Origin of the sequence: Gilvimarinus agarilyticus, assembly GCF_000832015.1 — a bacterium.
Lineage (GTDB): Bacteria > Pseudomonadota > Gammaproteobacteria > Pseudomonadales > Cellvibrionaceae > Gilvimarinus > Gilvimarinus agarilyticus.
Window position 1 is genome coordinate 2,257,569 of the sequence record NZ_JXCJ01000001.1, and the last position, 21,701, is coordinate 2,279,269.

Sequence of the window (21,701 nt, forward strand, 5' to 3'; positions counted from 1 at the left end):
TAAAGGCAGTTATAGCGCTATAAGCTCTTGTATTTTCGCTTGCAGAACGGGTATTACCTCTCGCTCAAACCACGGGTGTTTTGCCAGCCAGCGGTTGTTGCGGCCGCTTGGGTGGGGCAGTGGGAGCTGTTCTGGCCAATAATGGCGCCAGTTGCGTACGCGCTCGGTCAGAGTTTTTTCACTGTTGGGTAGGTGGTAGGCCTGAGCGTACTGGCCAATGACTAGTGTGAGCTCTACGTGCGCTAAATACTCGAGTAACGCAGGCCGCCAGGTGGGGGCGCACTCGGGGCGCGGCGGTAAATCACCGCTTGCGCCACGACCAGGGTAGCAAAATCCCATGGGGACAAGGGCGAATAGATTGGGGTTGTAAAACTGCTCGTGGGTGACACCCAACCATCGGCGCAAGCGGTCGCCACTGGGGTCGTCAAAAGGGCGATTGGCCTCGTGAGCGAGTTTGCCCGGCGCCTGCGCCGCTATCAGTATTTTCGCATCGGGGGAGGCCTGCAGTACGGGCCTGGCTGGCAGGGGAAGGTGAGGCTCGCACAGCGTACACTGGCGAATACGGCTCATTAATGTTGTGTCGTAAGGGCTGGGCATAAAACACTTCCCTAGAGGTGAAAACCCCCTAACTGGCATTCGGTAATTTCTGTGACAATACTGTCATAATTCTGAAGAAACAAGCGGTTATCATTAGGCTTTTTCGCCAAAATGAGGTTGCTTTGACTCCCACCTTAATTGCTATTGCCGGGGCCTCGGGCTCGGGTAAAACAACTCTGGCACAACAGCTGGCCCGGCTGCTTGGCTCCGATACAGCACCGGCGCCGGTCATAAACTTAGACCGTTACTACCGCGATTACTCTCATCTGGAACTGCATCAGCGGGCTGCCATCAATTTTGACCACCCTGACAGCCTTAATTTAACGCGTTTTGCGGCCGATTTGAGGGCTTGGCGCAAAGGCGGGACAGTGGCGCCTCCAGGGTACGATTTTACGCAGCATCGCCCACTGCAGGCAGGCGAACGTGTTCATGCCGCGCCCGTAATGATCGTTGAAGGGATTTTGGTGTTACATACGGCTGCCCTGCGAGAGTTGTTTCAGGTGTCGCTATTTATTGATACGCCGCTAGAGGTTTGTTTGTCGCGTCGCATCGAGCGGGATGTGCGCGAGCGAGGCCGCAGTCGCGAGTCAGTCATTACACAGTTTTCGCAAACGGTCATGCCTATGACACAGCAATACGTACTGCCGCAGCAAGACTATGCCGATGTTACGCTCACGCCAGCTGATCAGCCTGCGGTCATTGTAGAAACAATTCGTCAACACCTGTCGAACACGCTATGTCAGCACTTGTAAGCTTACTTGGAATCTTGGTGCTGCTGGGTGTGGCCATTGCACTGGGCGAGAACCGGCGGCAGATTAATTGGCGTACCGTCGTGGCGGCCCTATTGTGTCAGCTTGGGTTGGGAGCTTTGGTGTTGTACTCCAGTTGGGGCCGGGCACGGCTCGATGATATATCTCAAGCGGTGCTGCAAGTGATTAGCTACGGCCAAAACGGTATCGAGTTTATGTTTGGCGAGCTTGCAGGCGACTCTTTGGGTTTTATTTTTGCGTTTAATGTGTTGCCGGTGGTGATATTTTTTTCCTCGCTGGTGGCGGTTTTGTATTACTTAGGGATTATGCAGTGGGTTATTAAGATACTGGGTGGGGCGCTGCGTTGGCTGCTTGGCACCAGTAGGGCCGAGTCGCTCTCGGCCACGGCGAATATTTTTGTCGGCCACACCGAGGCTCCGATGGTGGTAAAACCCTTTATTGCCAGCATGACGCGCTCGGAGTTGTTTGCCGTCATGGTGGGCGGCATGGCGACGGTGGCCGGCTCGGTATTGGCTGGGTATGTGGGCCTAGGTATCGATTTGCGTTATTTATTGGCGGCAAGTTTTATGGCGGCGCCTGGCGGTTTTCTGATGGCTAAAATAATGATGCCTGAAACGGACACGCCCAATGAGCAGCTGGATGAAATAGCCGCCCGTGAACAGCAATACAGTAACGTCTTTGATGCCGCCGCCGGTGGCGCATCCAGTGGCCTGCAAATGGCGGCTAATATTGGCGCCATGTTGATTGCTTTTATCAGTCTTATCGCCATGGTTAACGGACTGTTTGGTTTGATAGGGCAGTGGGTTGGCGTAGAGCAGCTCTCGCTTCAGTGGTTGTTGGGTTATCTCTTTCAGCCATTGGCGTTTGTACTTGGGGTTCCTTGGGAGGAAAGCCAGCTTGCGGGTAGCTTGATTGGACAAAAGTTGGTGTTAAATGAGTTTGTGGCGTTTATCGACCTTGCCGCACACCGCAAAGAGTTATCTGAGCACTCAGCGGCTATTGTCTCTATCGCGCTGTGTGGCTTTGCCAATTTTGGCTCTCTAGCCGTACTGTTGGGTGGCTTCGCTACTCTCGCACCTAGTCGCCGTCAAGATGTGGCCCAAATGGGGCTCAAGGCTGTATTCGCGGGCTTTTTAGCTAATATGATGAGCGCTGCTATAGCGGGTTTTTATCTGGGGTTAATGTAGAACCGCCCAAATTTTTTAAAAAGTCCTAATCCGTTCCTTAAAACCCGGTGGGCTGCCGGTAATCTTGCGATTTTAAGAGAACCTTTACAATCGCTACCGATCCATTGAGTGCCATATTGAAGTTGAGCTTACCGGTCGTGCCTTAATAGTAACGGAGTGCCCGTTATTTTCACGGAATTAGGTTTCCATGAATTTCTTACCGGAGGCGCTTAGCCGCAGTGGGACTCGATTAAAATTTGGGTAAAACCAGGTTTGCAATCCTCCGCTCAGCGACCGCTTGACGGTGCTTCTCGCCTTCGTACAAACGGTAAACGCCAACGCTACCCTTGAATCTCTTAGTAGACCTACTTGCGTGGGTCGTGTTCTCTTGTATAATTACTGAAATTTCAGTAATTAGTGAAAATTGATGTCGCCGTTGATCGAATCTTTTGTGCGCCACTTTGGCGAAATGGGAAGTCGTTGGGGTATTAACCGTACCGTAGGGCAGATGTATGCCTATATTGTGTTGTCCGAAGAGCCGGTTAATGCCGACGAACTGGCGGCTGCCTTATCGGTGTCACGTTCAAATGTCAGTATGGGGCTAAAGGAGTTACAAAGCTGGAACCTGGTGCGCTTAAAGCACATTGCCGGCGATAGAAAAGACTATTTTACCGCCCCAGAAGATGTCTGGGAGATCGCCCGTACATTACTTAACGAGCGACGTAAGCGTGAAATTGACCCGACGCTAACCGTGATGCGAGAGTTGTTGATGGATAAGCCCGCCGACCGTGGCGAGCGATACGCGCAGTCGCGTATTGAGGATATGTACAAGTTGATCGAGATGATGACCCACTGGAGCGATGAGATTCAACGTCTCTCACCCAAACAGCTGGCCCGTATGCTCAAGCTCGGTGCCGGAGTCAGCAAGCTGCTCAGTTAGCCGAGAATCTATTTTTATCCATCGAGGTTGTTATGTTGGATGTGTTTATGCTGTCGCGAATTCAGTTCGCGGCCAATATTACCTTTCATATTTTGTTTCCCACTATCACCATTGCGCTGTGTTGGTTGTTGTTGTTTTTTAAGCTGCGCTACAGTCGCACGGGTAACGAAGCCTGGATGGCGGCCTACCGCTTTTGGGTAAAAATCTTCGCCTTGTCGTTTGCCCTTGGTGTTGTCAGTGGCATCACTATGTCTTTCCAGTTTGGTACCAATTGGCCAGGCTATATGGAAACCGTGGGTAACGTAGCGGGCCCTTTGCTGGGTTACGAGGTGCTAACCGCGTTTTTCTTAGAGGCTACCTTCTTAGGCATTATGCTATATGGCACTAAGCGGGTGTCGAATAGAGTGCACACCATAGCCACAGGATTGGTCGCCGTGGGCACCTCGCTCTCGGCTTTTTGGATATTGGCACTGAACAGCTGGATGCAAACGCCGGCGGGGTTTGAGATGCGCGATGGAGTAGCGTTTCCGCTCGACTGGATGGCGATTATTTTTAATCCATCGATGCCGTACCGGGTAACGCATATGCTGTTGGCGTCGGGTTTGGCGGCGGCGTTTTTTGTGGCGGGGGTCTCGGCGTATCGGCTATTGCGCAACGACCGCTCAGAGGAGGTTCGGTTAACCTTAAAAACCGGGGTTTACCTTGCCGCTATGGTGATTCCGCTGCAAATCTTTGTCGGTGACCTTCATGGACTGAATACCTTAGAGCATCAGCCCGCCAAGATTGCGGCTATGGAGGGCGTTTGGCATACGGAGCGGGGTGCTCCTTTACAGCTGTTTGCACTGCCAAACGAGGAAACACAAAGCAACGATTACTCTATCTCGATTCCACGGGGGGCAAGCTGGATACTAACGCACTCTGGCGACGGTGAGATTAAAGGGCTTAATGAGTTTGCCGGTGAGCATCCGCCTGTTATGCCGGTGTTTTGGGGGTTCAGAGTGATGGTGGGCATGGGGATGTTAATGCTGCTGATTTCGTGGAGTTGTTCCATTCAGCTTTGGCGGCGCGACCAGGTGAGCCCCCTCTGGCAGCGTGCCTTAGTGGCTATGACGTTCTCGGGCTGGCTGGCGACTTTGGCTGGCTGGTATGTGACCGAAATTGGGCGCCAGCCATTTCTAGTCTACGGTGTGCTGAAAACCGCTGATGCCGTCACCTCGACGGCCTCGGGCAATGTTCTGTTTACTGCAGTTACTTATGTGCTGCTCTATATTGTGTTGATTGTGGCGTTTTTGCATACCTTGTTTTACCTGGCTCGTAAGGCTGTACAAAACGATGTCGAACCATTGGCCACCACAGCTAAGGAGGCGCAGTTATGAGTGGGGAAGCTTATTGGTTACCGGTAATATTTATCGCCTTAATGGGGCTCGCGGTTTTAATTTATGCGGTGCTTGATGGCTTTGACCTTGGGGTGGGTATATTGCTGCCTATGGGTAAGCCTGATCATAGGCACACTATGATCGCCTCCATAGGGCCGTTTTGGGATGCCAATGAAACCTGGCTGGTATTGGCGGTAGGGCTGCTACTTATTGCTTTTCCGTCGGCTCACAGTGCGGTATTGGGGTATTTGTATTTGCCGGCATTTTTCCTCTTGCTGGGGCTAATACTGCGCGGCGTGGCGTTTGACTTTAGGGCTAAAGCACGCGCGGATTACCAAAACCGATGGGACCGCTGCTTTAAAGCAGGCTCCATTATCGCATCTTTGGCGCAGGGCTACATGCTGGGGATTTATGTTACCGGCTTTAGCGGCGGGTTACTGGCTGTTGGCTTTGGTTTGCTCAGTGCGGTTTGCGTCACTGCCGCCTATGCTTTTGTCGGGGCCTGTTGGTTGATTTTAAAAGCCGAAGGCGATTTGCAACGTTGGGCGGCGGGCAGGGCTAAGATTACCGCCATTTTGATGATTGTCGGGATCGTGGCGGTGAGCGCGGTAAACCCTTTTATGAGTAGTGAGGTGTTTGATAAGTGGTTTAGTCTTCCTCAAGCATTATTGCTGTTGTTGATTCCCTTTGTGTGCGCGATTTTGTTTGTCACATTGTTTGTGTACCTTCGCCACTTTCCCTACGACAATGACTTTGGCAGCTGGGTGCCGTTTGCCAGTGCGGTCGGTATTTTTGTGTTGTGCTTCTTGGCGTTGGCCTACAGCTATTTTCCGTATGTTGTCCCCGGCAAGCTCACTATATGGGAGGCCGCCAGTGCCCCTGAGTCACTGCGCTTTATTTTATACGGGGCGGCGATCGTGTTGCCCAGTATTATCGCTTACACGATTTTTATGTACCGCATCTTCCGGGGTAAGGCCCAAGCGTTAAGTTATTACTGATTCGTGCGCCGGGCGAGGTTATGCGAATTTTTTTGACGTGGTAGCATAAGGCTAAATGGCTACTGATTAAACGCTCATAAGGTTTCCTATGCCCGCTAACGCAAAGCCCCGCGCTAAACAAAAAGCGTCCGACTCAGATAAACACTTATACAAGCTTCATGGGTTGCTGCTGCCTAAAGCACAACACAAAGAGATTCGTCGCTTTAAGCGCTTGTACGATGAGCCGTCATTACATGGCACTAAAGTATGGCGCACGAGTGCGGTGCTTATGGATTATTTATTGCAAAACCCTATAAAAAAGGGTGCTAAGGTTCTTGAGATTGGTTGCGGTTGGGGCGGCTTGAGCTGTTTTATGGCAACGCAATTTAACGCAAAGGTTATTGCCACTGATGCCGATAAAGCACTAGCGCCCTACGTAGAGTTTGTGAAGCAGCTAAACGATGTTAAGCGAGTTACGTTTCAGGCTAAGCGCTTTGAGAAAATCACCAAAAAAGACCTGCAAGGGGTGCATACCCTGATCGGTAGCGAAATTTGTTTTTGGGATGAAATGACAAAACCGCTGTTTAACCTAATCAAACGGGCAAGAGCGGCTGGGGTTAAGCGCATTTTGATTGCCGACCCGGGGAGAACGCCATTTTTAAAGCTGGTCGATTTGTGCGACGAGAAGTTTGAGTGTGACATGTTTGGTCACAGCATTAAAAAACCCTGGAAGACAGAAAAATTTATTTTGAGCGTTGAAAGCTAATCGCGTTAACTATTTTCATGGGTATTGAGCGGGCTCGTACGAGTCCGTTACGTGCTGTAGTGAGGTAGGTGTACCCGCAGCCTACCACAGGCAATGCCCACCGCTTTTATGTAATTTGTACATACTGCTGTGTAGTATCTCTTCGCTCCTCTATAAAAACCCCAAAAAAGACGCAAAAATAGTCGATCCTCCCCCCCATGACGTGACCTGGTACTGCTGGCTGATAGTTGGCTCAAGTTTTGCTGCAAGCTAACTAGGTCTTTTTGTACGGCACTCTGGTGCTGCGTATAAAAAGTAACGCGCCGAGAGGCGCCACTGCTGTCGAGGTAATGGTATGCGTATTACACATGAAAATGTTAAAAGCGAATTCTTAACCGACGATTTAAACGGCTTAATCAGTCGCCACCACGATCTGTTGCAAAGTTACCAAGACGCCTGGGATAAAGTCCGGGCGCCAAGTTTGCGCCGCGTGTTCGACAGCGTTGTGCGCGGCCATGAGAGGGCGATTGAGTCGCTGAGCGGCGTGGTTCAGGCGCACCACGACGATGTGTCTTCGGGCCCGGATATGGGCGCTGTGCCAGCACGCATGCGAGTTATCTTTGGTAAGTTGCTCAGTGACGGAGCGGTTGTGCGGGCGATGCTCAACAATGAACAGAAACTGTTGCGCATGTACACGGCCACCATCAATACCATGGTTTACCTGCCCGAGTTTGAGCAGGTATTGTTGGATAACCGCCTCGACACCCAAAAGCGTGTCGCGCGGCTGGAGTTGGTTATCGGCTTGGACGGCTAATAAGGCTGCAGCTTAAACAGCGCGCCTGAACGTCGCCTGAGTCGTCGCCAAACAGTTCTGTAAGTGCTTCTTGGCCTCGCTTGCCAAGCCCTCCGCCGAGCGGATTTAAGGTGGTAAGGGCACCGAGTGAACTCTGCCAGTCGCCGGGTAAGCTTACGCCAGAGTTGGCCAGCTGCATGATGAGCTGCTCCATTGGGGTGAGCGGTGGGGTAATCTCTTTGGTCTTCCATTGTGTTAGTTCGGCCATTGCAGCGGCAGCGGCGGTAGCCTCCTGGAGGGTACCGAGTTGGTCTACAAGCCCCAGCTCTTTGGCTCGCTCGCCACTCCAAACTCGCCCTTGAGCGATCTCGTGAACTTGCTCGACCGTAAGGTCGCGCGCGTCGGCCACTGTCTGCAAAAAGCGCTGATAAATACTATCGACACCCATCTGCAACGCGGCGGCGGCCGGCTCACTTAGCGCTCGCGTTGGGTCCAGGCTGCCGGCCAGTTCGCTGGTGGCGATACCGTCGGTGTAAACGCCGAGCTTGGCAAGGGACTGTTCGAGTGTCGGCATAATGCTAAACACGCCAATCGACCCGGTAATGGTGGTAGGTAGCGCCCAGATCTCATCCCCGCCAGTGGATATCCAGTAGCCGCCACTCGCGGCGACACTGCCCATACTGATGACGACTGGGATACCGGCGTTACGTGTAGCTTCAAGCTCGGCGCGAATAACCTCCGATGCAAACGCACTGCCCCCTGGGCTGTCTACCCGAACAACAAGGGCTTTAATATCTTGGTCATCCCGGGCCTGGCGTAGTAATTGAACGAGAGTTTCACTACCGACCACCCCGGGGGGATGATCACCGGAGTGAATGGCGCCCCGAGCGGTTATTAAGCCCACGTAATCGGCGCCGGGTAACGGTATGTCGCGGCGGTGTTGCAAGTAGCGCGACCAGTTGACGTGCTTGTACTGGTCGGTTTGTGTGTCCAGGCCAAAGCGCTGAATCAAAGTATTGCTAATCTCTTGCCGGCTGGCGACGGTGTCGATAAGCCCGGCTTGCTGCGCCATGAGCGCAGTGTCGCCTTCGGCCTGCTGTAACAGCTCGGACGAGCGGCTGATTATATCGTCGATGGCACCACTGGGTAATTCGCGCTGGATCTCAATGTTGTGACGGTACGCTTGCCAAAGCGTGTTGAGCCAAAGGCGGTTGTGCTCACGCGAGGCCTCTGACATACCGTTGCGTGTATAGGGTTCGACCGCATCTTTGTATTTTCCGACTTTAAACACATGCATGTTTACCGCGAGTTTATCCAGTGCATCTTTAAAATACTGGTGATAGCTGGCAAAGCCGGTTAACAGCACAAAACCCATATCATGCAAATAAACTTCATCGGCGTAACTGGCCAAAAAGTACTGATCTTGGTTGTAGTGATCGGATACTGCGGTAATCGACTTACCGCTGGCCTTAAATTGCTCCAGGGCTTGGCCGATCTCGTAAAGCTTGCTAACGCCGCCACCGCGTAAACTGTTTAAGTCGAGAACTAAATGGCTGACTTGTTCGTCGGTGGCGGCAAGGTTAATCGCTCTGATGACATCGGCTACCAGAGTTTCTGATTGCTCGGCTGATTCATCGGCGGTTAGTGCAGCGAACGCGTCCAGAGCCTGTCGTTGATCTACCAGTACGCCAGAGGGGGCGAGGCGCAGAGCGAAGTCTTGCGGTAGTACGTCGGTGCGGCTCTGCCCGATCAGCGCAAGTATCGCCACGATGATGATAATAAAAATGACGTTGGCCAATGCGCGCCTAAGCCAGGTAATAGCGCCCCAGATACTGCCAAAGAGTTGGCGTACAGGTCCTTTGCGTTTTTGGTTTTCGCTGTTGGTCACGTGGTCTTCCTTTTGGAGCTGAATGATGAATTCTCGTGTCCCTGTCTTAAATCCACAGGTGTTGTTGTCTCGACCTAGGGTTTGTTTCGCGGCCTAAGTGCCCGCTGACGGGTTCTGGCTTAAAGCCAAGCGCGAGTGCTGTCGCCAGCGGCTGCTCATCATCGCAGCTAAAAACAGCACCACTGAGAGCGCGGTAGCCAGATAATCCACCAAATTACCAAACGGGGACATGGCCTCCACCACAAACGCGGTAAAGTAAAACAAAATCACAAAGCAAAGCCAGCTGTAGGTACGGTGATGGCCAATCCAGATACCGGGTATAAAAAGTGCTAATGGCACGCATTGGATTAGGAGGCGAAACAAACTGCCGCTCGGCTCGATTAAATTGCTAACACAAAAGAGTGCAATCAGGCCGACGAGGCACGCGAGAGTCGTCAGCCGTCCCTGTTGATAGCGACGGGTTAAGGGCGCGACGTCGGCCGCGCTGTACTCAGGTGTTTTCATTGTTAACGGTTATCCAGTTGTAGGGCTAAACGCGCCAGACGCTGCCCCTGAGCGTGGCAAAGTTCGGTTTCACTATCACTTAAGCCCGAGGCTTTGTGGCCCGACCAGTGTGTTGCTCCATAGGGTGTGCCACCGCTGTGGGTTTGGTTGAGCCCGGCCTCAGAGTAGGGGATACCGCTAATCAGCATGCCGTGATGCAGCAGTGGCACCATCATATTCAGCAGGGTCGACTCCTGCCCGCCATGTAAGCTGTTGCTGGCGCAAAAGACGCCGGCGGGTTTGTCGATAAGGCAGCCTTCTAGCCATAGATCGCTGGTGGTGTCTAAAAAGTACTTAAGCGGTGCCGCCATATTGCCAAAGCGGGTAGGGCTGCCGAGTAACAGGCCGCTGCAGTGGCGTAAATCGTCACGGGTGGCATAAATGGCACCCTCTGCGGGAACGGCGGGAGCGCTTGGCTCGCAATCTGGGGATACCGGTGGCACGGTGCGAATGCGGGCCTCTATGTTGCCTTCGCGCTCGACGCCGTGGGCCAGCTCTCGGGCAAGTGCCGCCGTTGTGCCACTGCGGCTGTAATATAAGACAAGTACGTAAAGCTGGTTGCTCATAAGCGGCTCATCCTAAGATCTCCAGTACTTGCTCGGGTGGCCGGCCCAGTCGGGCGCTATTGCCGTTAATCACAATGGGGCGCTCGATCAGTTTAGGGTGGCTGCACATCGCTGCAATAAGCTGCTTGTCCGACAACGAGCTGTCCTCCAGGTTTAGCGCTTTGTAATCCGCCTCTTTGCGGCGTAACAGCTCCCTTGGGCTGATGTTGAGCTTGTCGATCACGTCGCTCAGCTCGGCGGGAGTGGGTGGCGTATCCAGGTATTTAATAATCTCGGGTGTTAAACCTTGCTCTTCCAGCAGTGCCAGTGTTTGACGGGACTTAGAGCACCGCGGATTATGGTAGATAGACAGCATAGTGTGGCATCCGGTTAACAGGTAATAATTGCGCCGATTATAGCGTTTTAGGGCTCTGCGGGGCACCCCAGAGGCGGCAGATCTGTCGGCCTTAGTTAAAAAGCGTTTATTGTTTGGCCCTAGGGGGCTTCTCGTGGCTATAATGGAGGAGAAAATAGTAAATACGCTTTTGGCTATACTAACGGTTAGTGAATGAGCACACCGCTGCTAATATGTGATGACTCCAATATGGCTCGCAAGCAAGTTGCGCGCGCCTTGCCCGCCTCCTGGGATGTCGAGATCAGCTTTGCCACCAATGGCACCGAGGCACTGCAGGCCATCCGTAATGGCTTGGGTGAGGTCGTGTTATTGGATCTTACCATGCCCGAGATGGACGGCTTTGCGGTGCTGGAGGCTATTTCCTCCGAGCGGTTAAAGTGCCTTGTGATCGTTATTTCTGGCGATATTCAGCCGGCGGCCCGCGAGCGAGTGACAGCGCTGGGCGCCATCGATTTTATTAAAAAGCCGGTCAGTGCTGCCGCCTTAGAGCAAACACTGCTTACATACGGTTTATTGTAATTGTCCTGCTGCCCACGGTTGTGTCTTTGTACCACTATACTCTGGCCGCACAGCCTTTTCGTTAAGCTCTCATTTCATGCGTTTATCCAGGTTCGGTAATCATTTAAATCAAGGCTCCGGCATTGTCTCGCTGATGGAAGACTTGGGCGATGCGCTGCGAGTCAACCCAGACATGCTGTTTCTCGGTGGCGGTAACCCCGCGCGGATTCCCGCTGTAGAGCAGGCGTTAGCCGATGCTTTGCAGCAAGTGATGGATGACCCGGTTAAGTCACAGCAAATGCTCGGTGTCTATCAGTCGCCCGCTGGCGACGTCGCACTGCTGGATGAGTTAGTAGCGTTGCTCAACCGGGAATTCCAGTGGGGTTTAACCCGTGACAACGTAGCCTTGGCCAATGGCAGCCAATCTGCTTTTTTTGTGCTGTTTAATATGTTGGCGGGCGAGGGGTGCGATGGCATTAAACGGCATATTCAATTGCCCCTTGTGCCTGAGTATCTAGGCTATAGTGACTTAGGGCTGAGTGATGATTTTTTTCGCGCAGATAGGCCCAGCATTGAGTTGATTGGCGATCACCAGTTTAAATACCATGTGGATTTAAACCACCTTGAGGTTGACGAGCGCAGTGCAGCTTTGTGTGTGTCTCGCCCGACCAATCCAACAGGCAACGTTATTACCGACGCCGAAATGGCGTGCTTAGATCAATTGGCCCAAGCCCATGGTATTCCGTTAATTGTCGATGGTGCCTACGGTACACCGTTTCCAGAGATTATCTTTACCGATGCCAGCCCGAGCTGGAATAGCAATACTATCCTGGTACTGAGTTTATCAAAGCTCGGCTTGCCTGGGGCGCGCACTTCGGTTGTCATTGCCAGTGAGCCGCTGATTCAGTCGTTTGCCCGTGCTAATACGGTACTTAGCCTAGCGGTGGGCAATATGGGGCCGGCGGTAGCGCGCCAACTTATTGCCAATGAGCAGTTGTTGGCCCTCGGGCGCGAAGTGGTGAGTCCGTTTTATCGCGAGCGCGCCTTGCAAACCGTTGTGCTCATCGAGCAAGCTCTGGCTGGGGTGCCGTTTCGCTTGCACAGGCCCGAGGGCGCCATATTTTTATGGCTCTGGCTCGAGGGGCTGCCGATAACCAGTGAGCAGCTCTACCAGCGGTTAAAAAAGCGCGGCGTACTGGTGATCTCGGGGCATCATTTTTTTCCGGGTTTACGTCAGCCTTGGGCGCATCAGCACGAGTGCCTGCGGCTTAGTTATGGTCAGCCTATCGAGGTGATTCGACGGGCGATCGATATCTTGGCCGATGAAGTTCGCGGGCTCTATCGCGGGATGTAAGCTGGCGAAGCGGCCGGCCAGGGCGAGATAAGCGTCAGTCTCCTGTCATAAATATGACACTTTGGTTTGCCACAGTGAGCGTCCTTATCGAAACCTGAGACATGCCCTGTGAGCGAAAACAACTCTTCTATGAGCCCGGTGCGTCCCACTGAGCCCGTCCACGTACGCAATTTAAACATGTTCTTTGCCGTGGCGATGTTTGCCATCACGGCTTATTTTGTTTTTTGGGGCATGGGCTACACCAACAATAATCACACCGTTATATTTCTGTTAGCCACCTCGTTTGGCCTGTTTATGGCCTTTAATATCGGTGGTAACGATGTCGCCAACTCGTTTGGTACCAGTGTCGGGGCGGGCACCTTAACCATCACTCAAGCGTTGGTGGTAGCGGCGATATTTGAGGTCAGTGGGGCGGTTATTGCCGGTGGTGAAGTTACCAAGACCATTCGCAAAGGCATTGTGGATTTATCGGCAATGCATATCGAGCCGATGCAATTTGTCTACATCATGATGGCGGCGCTGCTGGCGGCGGCTCTGTGGTTGTTGTTTGCCTCCCGGCGCGGCTATCCGGTTTCCACCACGCATTCGATTATTGGCGGTATTGTCGGTAGCTCCATTGCGTTAGGTATTGTATTGAACGGTGCCGATACTGCGTTTGATTTGGTGATGTGGAATAAGGTCGGGGCGATTGCGGCTTCGTGGGTTATCTCGCCGCTGCTGGGCGGTATTGTGTCTTATTTGCTTTATGGCACCATCAAAAAGCACATTCTGCGTTATAACGAAAAAGCCGAAGAGCATCTGGGCCATATCAAGCAACAAAAAATTGAGCACCGAGAAGCCTTTAAAAACGCGTTTGAGCGTTTGAGTGAAATTCAAAAAATCTCTTACACCAGTGCGATGGCCCGCGATGCGGCGACGATTAATGATGTGCGTATTAATCCCGATGAGCTGGAGTCGGAATATTTTCGTGAGCTGCACCGGATTGATAAGCAGGCCGAAGACGTTGATGCTCATAGGGCGTTAGAGCAGTGGGTGCCTTTATTTGCGGCGCTTGGGGGAATGGTGATTTCATCCATGCTGCTTTTTAAAGGGTTAAAAAATATGGAGCTGGGGCTGTCCACGCTGCATAATTATTTAATTATTGGCATGGTGGGGGCTGGCATTTGGATGGCTACCTTTATCTTTGCCCGGACACTCAAAGGTACATCGCTCAATCGCTCCACTTGGCTGATGTTCAGTTGGATGCAGGTGTTTACCGCGGCCGGATTTGCTTTTAGTCATGGCTCTAATGATATCGCCAATGCCATCGGGCCTTTTGCGGCTATTTTAGAGGTGTTGCGTACCGGGGCCATAGGCTCAACATCGGCGGTACCCACTGTTGCGATGATTACTTTTGGTGTGGCGTTAATTGTGGGCTTGTGGTTTATCGGTAAAGAGGTGATTCAAACCGTCGGCCATAACTTAACAAAGATGCACCCAGCCTCGGGGTTCTCGGCCGAGCTAGCCGCCGCCGCGGTAGTGATGATGGCCTCAACAATGGGGCTGCCGGTATCGAGCACCCATATTTTGATTGGTGCTGTGTTGGGCATTGGTGTGGTGAACGCTCAGACCAACTGGGGTTTGATGAAGCCAATCGCGCTGGCGTGGGTGATTACACTGCCCGCAGCGAGTTTATTGAGCGGTATTATCTTTGTGGTGCTCAACAGTATTTTTTAATGGATACGTTTCAAAGGTAGCTGTTTCAAAGCCACACCGACTAAAAGGCGCTCTACGGCAGCTGCGCCTTTTTTATAGCCGCGTCAGACGGTTTTAGCGGGGCGGGTTTTACGTAAGCGGTACCAAGGGCGGGCGCTGTCGATAATCCACGCCAGGTGCTCTTGCTTGCGCTCTTCACTGTCAAAAAAGTAGAAGTCTTCCGTTGGGCTGCGATGTAGCCACTTGTTAACAGGGCGAACCTGCACTGTCGTCAGCTTGGGGATGCCCAGTTTTCGGTCGGCGTTGTAGGTGTGATTCCAGTCGATCAGTAAGTCGTGCCGCGCCCGGAGCACGGCATTTTCAAGTGAGTCATTTGCGATTCTGCGGGCACTTAAAAACCCGATGATGCTCTGTTCTGTGCCGTTGTCAAAAAAGATCTCTGTGCCGCAGAGTAAGACGTCAAAAAAGCGGGGCATGGTGTAAGCGTTATCCTGTTTCTGGGTGTTTGACTTAAGGGTGATTGCCGGTGGCCGTGGAGCTGCCGCTAAAAAGTCGTGAAAAGTGTTTTCTAACCCGCACATTGTCGAGCCCGGCAATGCTACTGGAAAAGCCAAACCAAACATATAAACCGTTTAGGTTTTTAAACATCGGCGGCAAGAAGCGCGGTGCAACAATATGCCCCAATTGTAAGTGTTCTTGCAGCGCCGGTATGTCGTCCAGCGCCAGTTTCCCCAAATACAGCAGCGGAATCATTTCAGGGCGGCCGGCATAAATGGCGCTGCGAATAAAACCGACGTTCTCGACAAAGCCTTTAACGTAGCTTATATCTTTGGTGAAAACGGAGCCGCCGTTAACCGTGCCGCCGCGAAATACCCGTTGTGCAACCCGAAAGCTGTCGTGCTCACTGTCGCCGCGCTCACGAAAAAAGCGATACAGTTCAACAAAGTCGGCGCCGCGTTCGGCCATGTCGACGGCGACGACCCGATCGCTTACTCGCTGTGCTCGCTTTGGAAACGAGCTAAAGGTTAAGGTTTCCATCAACACCGCCATGCCCTCTTGGATGGCGGTGATGCGAGGTGAGCCGACACTCAGCCAGCTGGCCCAGGGTTGCGCCCGCCCGTTGAGGGTGGTGCCTATGTGCACCCAGCCCTCGTGCACCTCAAGAACGTTAAGGTCCTGGGGGGTAAATATCGAGCGTCGGTTAAGTTTTAGACAGTCACCTCCGGCGGCCGCATCAGAAACGATATCATCGCTTAGGGTTACGTTTACTGTGCCAGGGGTAAAGTATTCGTCCATTCGTGTACTTAAGTACGCGGTAGCCTCAGTGGCATTTAGCTGGCGTTTGCCCGAGGGTGTCAATTGTGCTGCGGCCGGCAGTGAAAAAACGCGGCATAGCTCTTGGCCGACTTCCAGCAACGTTTTGTTGTCGCCGGTAATGCAGTCACTGGGCGAGCCATAAAGGCGTCGGCTGAGCTCGCCAAAACGCGCGGTGCCGCGCGAGCCAAGCATCTCTAACACGAGACGGTATTGGTTGATGGTATCTCGCAAAATGCGGCCGAGCGCATCCTGGGCGCCAAGCTGGCGCACCACGTCGCGTTCAAGCTCAATAAAGGAGTCGGTGAGCTTGTGGCGATCGAATGGCAGGGGGTTGTGCTCGTAGTAATCACGTCCAACGTCGGGTAGGCGTTTACCGCCGGCGGCAAAAAAACGCTCTTGCACTTCGGCGGGCCATTTGATGGCGTCGAGAATGCGGATCGGCTTTTGCAGGGCCACCAGTTGATCGGATAAGGCTTTGAGCTTGTTAAGGTATACCTGTGTGTTGGAGCTTGCCATGGAAATACTCTGACGGGCCTTCTGACATGGGGACATAGAGTGCGTGCGTGCACGACTAGCAATGGCTATAAGTGTAGCGTGCTATCGGGTGAGTGTCGCGCCAATTCTGGCGTCTTTTCTTCATACGTGACTTAGGGCATAGTACGGCGGAGCAAATCTAAAAACATACCGGCCGGGTAGGGTACGATGGCGTACGTTGAATTGGCAAAACTGCACGAGATAGAAGATGGTTTTATGCGCCCGGTACGCCTAGCCGGGCTCGAGCTGTTACTGCTGCAAGACGCTGGGCGACTTTATTTAATTGCTAATCAGTGCCCCCACCGGCAAGCACCGTTAACTCGCGCTACCCTCAGCGGCGGTGTGTTGCGTTGTCCCAGTCATGGTATCGAGTTTTCACTTGCAAGCGGGCGTGCACTCAACTCATCAGAGTGTCAAGCTGGTTTGACTTTTTACCCGCTGGTGTATGAAGGCTCGACCGTGGGGGTCGAGGTGAGTGATCGATGACACAAGATGTAAGTCGAAAGCAGGGACATCTACCAAGTGGGACATTTTTTGAGCAGCCGTAAAATTTCATTTCGCAACGCTTTATTGGCCAGCATGGCCGGACTCTTGTTAATTGCCTTAGCCGGGGCTTATTGGGGTTACGTTAAGCTGGTATTTGAGCCCAGTTTACGCAAGGTTTCGATGGTGCAGATGCAGCGCAAAGGCGATAGCGTGCACTATCAATTGGATGGTTTGCTGGGCGATACCGCACGACTGCTGTCTATGGCGCAGCGTTGGGCCGAGCAGTCGCAGGCGAGCCCCGACAGTGTCGCATCACTCAATGCTTATTTTTACCCACTCCTGCAAGAGACTCCGCATATTACTGCGGCAATGTTGGCGACGGGCGATGGCCACGAGTGGATGTTGATGCAGGGCCGGGGTGCACAGCCTTGGCGCATGCGTTTGAGCGATGTGGATCAGGGGGCTTATCAACTGTTAGAGATGGACGCCTCGGGCGCGCGCCGCCCAGGTGGAGAGTCGGCGCCGGCGTTAGACTATGATCCGCGTAAAAGACCTTGGTTTACCGGCGCTGTGAGTGCCGGGGGGCAGGTGCACTGGACGGATGTGTACTTATTTTTCACCTCGGGGCAGCCGGGCATAACTGTGTCTACATCGTGGTTAAATAGTGCTGGCGAGACCATGGTGTTGGGCTTAGATATTCGGTTGTCTGACTTGTCGTCACTGGTGGATACGCTCAACAAAGGAGCAGACACACAGATTATTATTTTTACCGATGCTAACCAGGTGTTGGGTGCCCCGAGCAATTATCGGGTCGCCAGTGGCGCCAATCGTAGCGACCAGGGGTTACAGCAACTGGATACAGTGCTCACCGGGCCGCTGCTGGCGGGTTGGCAACAGTGGCAAGAAAGCGGGCGGCACGAGCACGATGTGGGGCGTTATCAGGCGAGTGAGGACGCTTGGTATTACTCGTTTATGCCCTATACCTTAGAGACCATGCGCATCTGGGTGGGCACCTACGCGCCCGAGCGGGCGTTTATCCCCGGCGCTGCTAGTCATCAGCGCTGGCTGGTTGGCATTATGCTGTTTGTGCTGCTTATTGGGGCTTTGTTGGCGGCGGCCTTGGCGCGCCGCTTTACTCGCCCTTTAAGCGAGTTGATTCGACAAAATCAGCGTATTGCCGAGCTGGACTTTAGCGAACCTGCGACACCACATGTGGCTATCATGGAGATCGATCAGCTGTTTGCAGTGCAGCATCGCACCCGCCAGTTGTTGCGCAGCGCCACCGGAGAGCTGCGGCGCCACAAAGAGCAGCTTGAGCAAACTGTCAATCAGCGCACTCGCGCGCTACAAACGACCAATAAAAAATTAGTACAGGCGCGCCGTGAAGCCGAGGCCGCCACCGATGCAAAATCATCGTTTTTGGCCAATATGAGCCATGAAATACGTACGCCAATGAACGCCATTATTGGGCTTGGTCACTTGATGGGCAGTACCGAGCTCAATGAAAAACAGCGTGAATACCTCGATAAAATCAACGGTGCCTCGCATTCGCTGTTGGGCATTATTAACGACGTATTAGATTTTTCTAAAATCGAAGCCGGGCATATGGAGCTTGAGAGTATCGAGTTCAGTGTGTTGGAGATGGTCGATACGGTTTGCACGATTGCCGGGGTTAAGTTTAGTGAAAAACCCGAGGTGGAGCTGCTGCTCTATCTGGATGCCCGTGTGCCGGAGGTCTTAAAAGGCGACCCAGTGCGTTTACAGCAAGTGTTGATAAACCTGCTGGGTAATGCGATTAAATTTACTGAGCAAGGCTCGGTAACCCTGGCCATCGAAGTTGCCGGCTCAGAGCCCGAGCCGGGCGCGCTTGAGCTAACTTTTAGTGTAACCGACACCGGTATAGGGATGACCAACGAGCAGCAAGGCAAGCTGTTTAAGGTGTTTTCTCAGGCGGATGAATCGACCACCCGAAAATACGGCGGCACGGGGTTGGGGTTGTCGATATGCCGTCGCTTGGTCGAGCTTATGGGCGGCGAGATTGACGTTAAAAGTGTGCCCGGCAAGGGCAGCCGCTTTAGCTTTTACGCCCCCTTCGTGACACCTAAAAAGAACATTGCGGTGCGCTCGTTGCCTGTCGCTATTCAGGGTAAGCGGGTGCTGGTGGTGGATGATAACTCTACCTCGCGCCAGATTCTGGCCGTCTATGGCAAGGCCGCAGGGTTACAGGTAACAGCGGTAAATTCGGGGGCTGAGGCGCTTGAAGTTCTGTCTGACACGAGCTTTGATTTGCTACTGCTAGACTGGAAAATGCCAGAGATGGACGGCATTCAGTTTGCTCATGAATTAATCGCGCGGGACGGCGAGTTGCCGCCGAGTATCATGGTGACGGCTTATGATAGCTACACGCTAACAACGCAAGCGAAGGCGCTTGGCATTCAGGAGGTGCTGGTAAAACCGATTGACCCGCTGCGCTTGCGCGATGCGATTGGTCGGGCATTTGGGCAGCCTGTGCCGCACAATGCGGGGCTCAGCACCGATCGCAATGACTGTGTCGATTTGACCGGAGCCAAGTTGTTGGTGGTGGATGACAACGAACTCAATCGGCAGGTGGCGAGTGAATTACTCGAGGCGGTTGGGGCCAAGGTGCAATTGGCCTGCGACGGTCAACAAGCACTGGAGGCGATGTCGGGCGACTCCTTTGACTGCGTTTTGATGGATATTCAAATGCCGGTTATGGATGGTTATACCGCCACCAGCCGGATTCGTGTACTGGGGCAGGTAGGCACATTGCCCATAATTGCGATGACGGCCAACGCCACCGCCGAGGATCGCGACCGCGCCCGAGCCGTAGGAATGAATGACTACATCGCCAAACCCATCGATGTGCGCGAGTTGTATCAGAAAATTGCTCAATACTTGCCCAAGCGGCAAACAAACAGCGTTGATGTGCCGTCTGCGGCCGGTACGGCGGCGCCAGTGGTGTCTAATGCTGCGCTTGATAAAAATATTGTGGCGTTTGACGAGGCGTTAGAGCGCGTTGGCGGCAATGAAGGTACCTTGTGGCGCCTCGCGGATAGCTTTTGTCGCACCCAGGGAGGTGCCAGCCGGGCAATAGCCGAGGCCTACGCGCAAGACCCGGAGGAGGCCCAGCGCATGGCGCACACCCTAAAAGGTCTGGCCGGCTCTCTGGGGGCGCACCAGTTGCAGCCACTGGCGGCAAAAGTAGAGGCCGACATTGCCGAGGGCGAATTAGAGCAGTCGACGTTGATGGAGCTGTCGCGAGCGCTCAAGGCCGTGGTTAACGAGCTAGAGCGCTTGCCGCGGCCCGACAGTCCGGTGGCGGAACAGACTGAGCTGAGCGCCGCCGAGGTAGAGGCTCTGATGGAGACTTTGACGGAACAGCTAGAAAGCGCTGATACTAACGCTAGGCTAACCATAGCAACCCTACGCGGGGCGCTGCCGGAGGATGACGGCCTGGATGAGATAGAACAGGATGTCGAGCACTACGAATTTGATCAGGCGCTGGCCGCGCTAGGGCGCTGGCGTCAGAGCCGAATATAACACCAGAGGTGCAAATGGAAGGCAAAAAAACGATTTTAGTGGTCGATGATACCCCTGAAAATATCGATGTGCTGGTTGGGCTGTTGTCTTTGGAGTATCGCGTAAGGGCGGCTACCCGTGGGGTTAAAGCGCTAGAGCTGGCCGCCTCCGATCATCCGCCGGATCTTATACTGCTCGATATCATGATGCCTGAAATGGATGGCTTTGAGGTTTGCCGCAGGCTAAAGGCCAACCCGCTTACCGCCTCGATACCGGTTATTTTTGTCACCGCCAAAATCGAGGTAAGTGACGAAATTCAAGGCTTTGAGCTGGGCGCCACCGACTACCTCAGCAAGCCTATTAGCCCGCCTATTTTGTTGCGTCGGGTAAAAACGCAACTGGCGCTTGCCGACCAAACCCATGCGTTACAAGACATGGTTCTGGAGCGCACCGCTGAGTTAGAGCTTAGTCAGTTGCAGGTGGTGCACTGCCTTGGGCGCGCCGCGGGGCTTAGGGAAAAGGGCAGTAATGCTCACGCTTTGCGTATCAGCCGCTACAGCCGGATGTTAGGCGAGGAGGCCGGTATGGGACCGGTGGATGCCGCATTGCTGCTAAACGCCAGTTTGATGTACGACGTCGGTAAAATAGGCTTGCCAGATGAGCTGCTCGAAACGGCCAGCAACCCGGGTAAAGGCGCTCGGGCTATTATCGATGCCGAGATTAAGTTTGGGGTTAGAATCCTGGGAAATGATAACTCGCCACTGCTGACGATGGCTCGGACTATCGTGACGACTTTTCGTGAGCACTATGACGGTAATGGCTACCCCAAAGGCTTAAAAGGCAGTGATATTCCGCTGGTAGGGCGTATTGTCGCTATTGCCAATATGTTTGAGACGCTGACCACGCAAAGGGCTCATACCGAGGCTTATACAGTGCCCGAGGCCCTTGTCCAGCTTGAGGCTTGTGCCGGGGTTCAGTTTGACCCTGAGCTGGTTCGGCGTTTTTGCAGTGCCGAGTCTGAGATTTTGGAAATTAAAAGCGTGTTGGGTGACTAACGCGCAATGGCGATCCCCGCGGTACCTTGAGCGGTTTCTCCACGCCCCCCTCTGGGGTATAATTGCGCGTTTTTTAACGGCCAGAGGTTAGCCTCTGTGTGTTTTTGGTAGGTTTAAAGGGCCTTTTTGCATACCCTCGGCCCTTTATTGTGGAGAATCTGGTAATGCCTATCTATGAATATCGCTGTCAGGGGTGCGGTCATGAGCTCGAAGCCTTGCAAAAAATGAGCGATGCACCGCTGGTGGACTGTCCTCAGTGCCAGCAGGCGGAACTGACCAAAAAAATATCAGCGGCGGGCTTTCGTCTTAAGGGCGGTGGCTGGTATGAGACAGACTTTAAGTCGGGCAACAAAAAGAACCTCGTCGGAGACGCTGCCAAAGCTGGTAGCAAGCAAAAGGAAAGCGCGCCAGCGCCCAGCACTCCGGCCAGTTAATTTCGGGTGTAGACCCTAAAAACAGAGACAACG

General features: G+C 53.3%; 21 protein-coding genes. 14 read left to right on the plus strand and 7 right to left on the minus strand.

What is annotated here, in order from left to right:
* Nucleotides 1–9: 9 nt before the first annotated feature.
* Entirely contained in the window at nt 10–597 is a 588-nt protein-coding gene (locus tag SD69_RS09690) for a uracil-DNA glycosylase family protein (protein WP_041523060.1), read from the minus strand.
* A gap of 122 nt (nt 598–719) precedes the next feature.
* On the opposite strand from SD69_RS09690, the gene udk reads away from it, so the two are divergent.
* The 7 genes from udk (at nt 720) to SD69_RS09725 (ending at nt 7,385) form a co-directional block, all read left to right on the plus strand.
* The gene (gene udk / locus SD69_RS09695; RefSeq protein WP_041523061.1) at nt 720–1,349 is read left to right on the plus strand and encodes a uridine kinase; all 630 of its coding nucleotides are present in this window, start codon (nt 720–722) and stop codon (nt 1,347–1,349) included.
* On the plus strand, nt 1,334–2,554 hold the full coding sequence (locus tag SD69_RS09700; protein WP_041523062.1) for a NupC/NupG family nucleoside CNT transporter: 1,221 nt from the start codon (nt 1,334–1,336) through the stop codon (nt 2,552–2,554). The genes udk and SD69_RS09700 overlap by 16 nt, the downstream gene beginning before the upstream one ends.
* A 406-nt stretch (nt 2,555–2,960) precedes the next feature.
* A complete protein-coding gene (locus tag SD69_RS09705; protein ID WP_041523063.1) occupies nt 2,961–3,473 on the plus strand; it encodes a GbsR/MarR family transcriptional regulator in 513 nt (170 codons plus the stop codon).
* 32 nt (nt 3,474–3,505) lie between these two features.
* Entirely contained in the window at nt 3,506–4,849 is a 1,344-nt protein-coding gene (locus tag SD69_RS09710; protein WP_041523064.1) for a cytochrome ubiquinol oxidase subunit I, read from the plus strand.
* A complete protein-coding gene (locus SD69_RS09715) occupies nt 4,846–5,847 on the plus strand; it encodes a cytochrome d ubiquinol oxidase subunit II (RefSeq protein WP_041523065.1) in 1,002 nt (333 codons plus the stop codon). The genes SD69_RS09710 and SD69_RS09715 overlap by 4 nt, the downstream gene beginning before the upstream one ends.
* An 88-nt stretch (nt 5,848–5,935) precedes the next feature.
* Nucleotides 5,936–6,592, plus strand: coding sequence for a class I SAM-dependent methyltransferase (locus SD69_RS09720; protein ID WP_052481041.1), 657 nt, complete (start codon nt 5,936–5,938; stop codon nt 6,590–6,592).
* Between the two features lie 334 nt (nt 6,593–6,926).
* A complete protein-coding gene (locus tag SD69_RS09725) occupies nt 6,927–7,385 on the plus strand; it encodes a DUF2383 domain-containing protein (RefSeq protein ID WP_041523066.1) in 459 nt (152 codons plus the stop codon).
* On the opposite strand, the gene sppA is transcribed toward SD69_RS09725, so the two are convergent.
* From sppA to arsC, 4 genes are all read right to left on the minus strand, one after another.
* Nucleotides 7,366–9,252, minus strand: a complete 1,887-nt coding sequence (gene sppA, locus SD69_RS09730; protein ID WP_052481042.1) for a signal peptide peptidase SppA — start codon at nt 9,250–9,252, stop codon at nt 7,366–7,368. The genes SD69_RS09725 and sppA overlap by 20 nt on opposite strands.
* Before the next feature lie 93 nt (nt 9,253–9,345).
* Entirely contained in the window at nt 9,346–9,756 is a 411-nt protein-coding gene (locus tag SD69_RS18105; protein WP_052481043.1) for a DUF2069 domain-containing protein, read from the minus strand.
* A gap of 2 nt (nt 9,757–9,758) precedes the next feature.
* Nucleotides 9,759–10,361, minus strand: a complete 603-nt coding sequence (gene wrbA / locus SD69_RS09740; RefSeq protein ID WP_041523067.1) for an NAD(P)H:quinone oxidoreductase — start codon at nt 10,359–10,361, stop codon at nt 9,759–9,761.
* A 7-nt stretch (nt 10,362–10,368) separates the two neighbouring features.
* The gene (arsC, locus tag SD69_RS09745) at nt 10,369–10,716 is read right to left on the minus strand and encodes an arsenate reductase (glutaredoxin) (protein ID WP_041523068.1); all 348 of its coding nucleotides are present in this window, start codon (nt 10,714–10,716) and stop codon (nt 10,369–10,371) included.
* A 192-nt stretch (nt 10,717–10,908) separates the two neighbouring features.
* Between arsC and SD69_RS09750 the strand changes: the two genes are divergently transcribed.
* The 3 genes from SD69_RS09750 to SD69_RS09760 all read left to right on the plus strand — a co-directional run bounded on the left by SD69_RS09750 (nt 10,909) and on the right by SD69_RS09760 (nt 14,323).
* Nucleotides 10,909–11,274 carry a response regulator gene (locus SD69_RS09750; RefSeq protein WP_041523069.1) on the plus strand — a complete coding sequence of 122 codons (366 nt, stop codon included), beginning with the start codon at nt 10,909–10,911 and terminating at the stop codon, nt 11,272–11,274.
* Between the two features lie 76 nt (nt 11,275–11,350).
* A complete protein-coding gene (locus tag SD69_RS09755; protein WP_041523070.1) occupies nt 11,351–12,607 on the plus strand; it encodes a valine--pyruvate transaminase in 1,257 nt (418 codons plus the stop codon).
* Between the two features lie 108 nt (nt 12,608–12,715).
* The gene (locus SD69_RS09760; protein WP_232301174.1) at nt 12,716–14,323 is read left to right on the plus strand and encodes an inorganic phosphate transporter; all 1,608 of its coding nucleotides are present in this window, start codon (nt 12,716–12,718) and stop codon (nt 14,321–14,323) included.
* Nucleotides 14,324–14,406: 83 nt separating this feature from the next.
* Here SD69_RS09760 and SD69_RS09765 read toward each other — a convergent pair whose 3' ends face one another.
* Together SD69_RS09765 and SD69_RS09770 are read right to left on the minus strand one after the other, a co-directional pair.
* Nucleotides 14,407–14,778 carry a hypothetical protein gene (locus tag SD69_RS09765; protein ID WP_041523071.1) on the minus strand — a complete coding sequence of 124 codons (372 nt, stop codon included), beginning with the start codon at nt 14,776–14,778 and terminating at the stop codon, nt 14,407–14,409.
* A 34-nt stretch (nt 14,779–14,812) separates the two neighbouring features.
* Entirely contained in the window at nt 14,813–16,135 is a 1,323-nt protein-coding gene (locus tag SD69_RS09770; RefSeq protein ID WP_041523072.1) for a flavohemoglobin expression-modulating QEGLA motif protein, read from the minus strand.
* A 186-nt stretch (nt 16,136–16,321) separates the two neighbouring features.
* On the opposite strand from SD69_RS09770, the gene SD69_RS09775 reads away from it, so the two are divergent.
* The 4 genes from SD69_RS09775 to SD69_RS09790 all read left to right on the plus strand — a co-directional run bounded on the left by SD69_RS09775 (nt 16,322) and on the right by SD69_RS09790 (nt 21,668).
* Nucleotides 16,322–16,639, plus strand: a complete 318-nt coding sequence (locus tag SD69_RS09775) for a Rieske (2Fe-2S) protein (RefSeq protein ID WP_041523073.1) — start codon at nt 16,322–16,324, stop codon at nt 16,637–16,639.
* Nucleotides 16,640–16,687: 48 nt separating this feature from the next.
* Entirely contained in the window at nt 16,688–20,200 is a 3,513-nt protein-coding gene (locus tag SD69_RS18110; protein ID WP_052481044.1) for a hybrid sensor histidine kinase/response regulator, read from the plus strand.
* A gap of 14 nt (nt 20,201–20,214) precedes the next feature.
* A complete protein-coding gene (locus SD69_RS09785; protein ID WP_041523074.1) occupies nt 20,215–21,234 on the plus strand; it encodes an HD domain-containing phosphohydrolase in 1,020 nt (339 codons plus the stop codon).
* 164 nt (nt 21,235–21,398) lie between these two features.
* Nucleotides 21,399–21,668, plus strand: a complete 270-nt coding sequence (locus tag SD69_RS09790; RefSeq protein WP_041524658.1) for an FmdB family zinc ribbon protein — start codon at nt 21,399–21,401, stop codon at nt 21,666–21,668.
* Nucleotides 21,669–21,701: the final 33 nt, after the last annotated feature.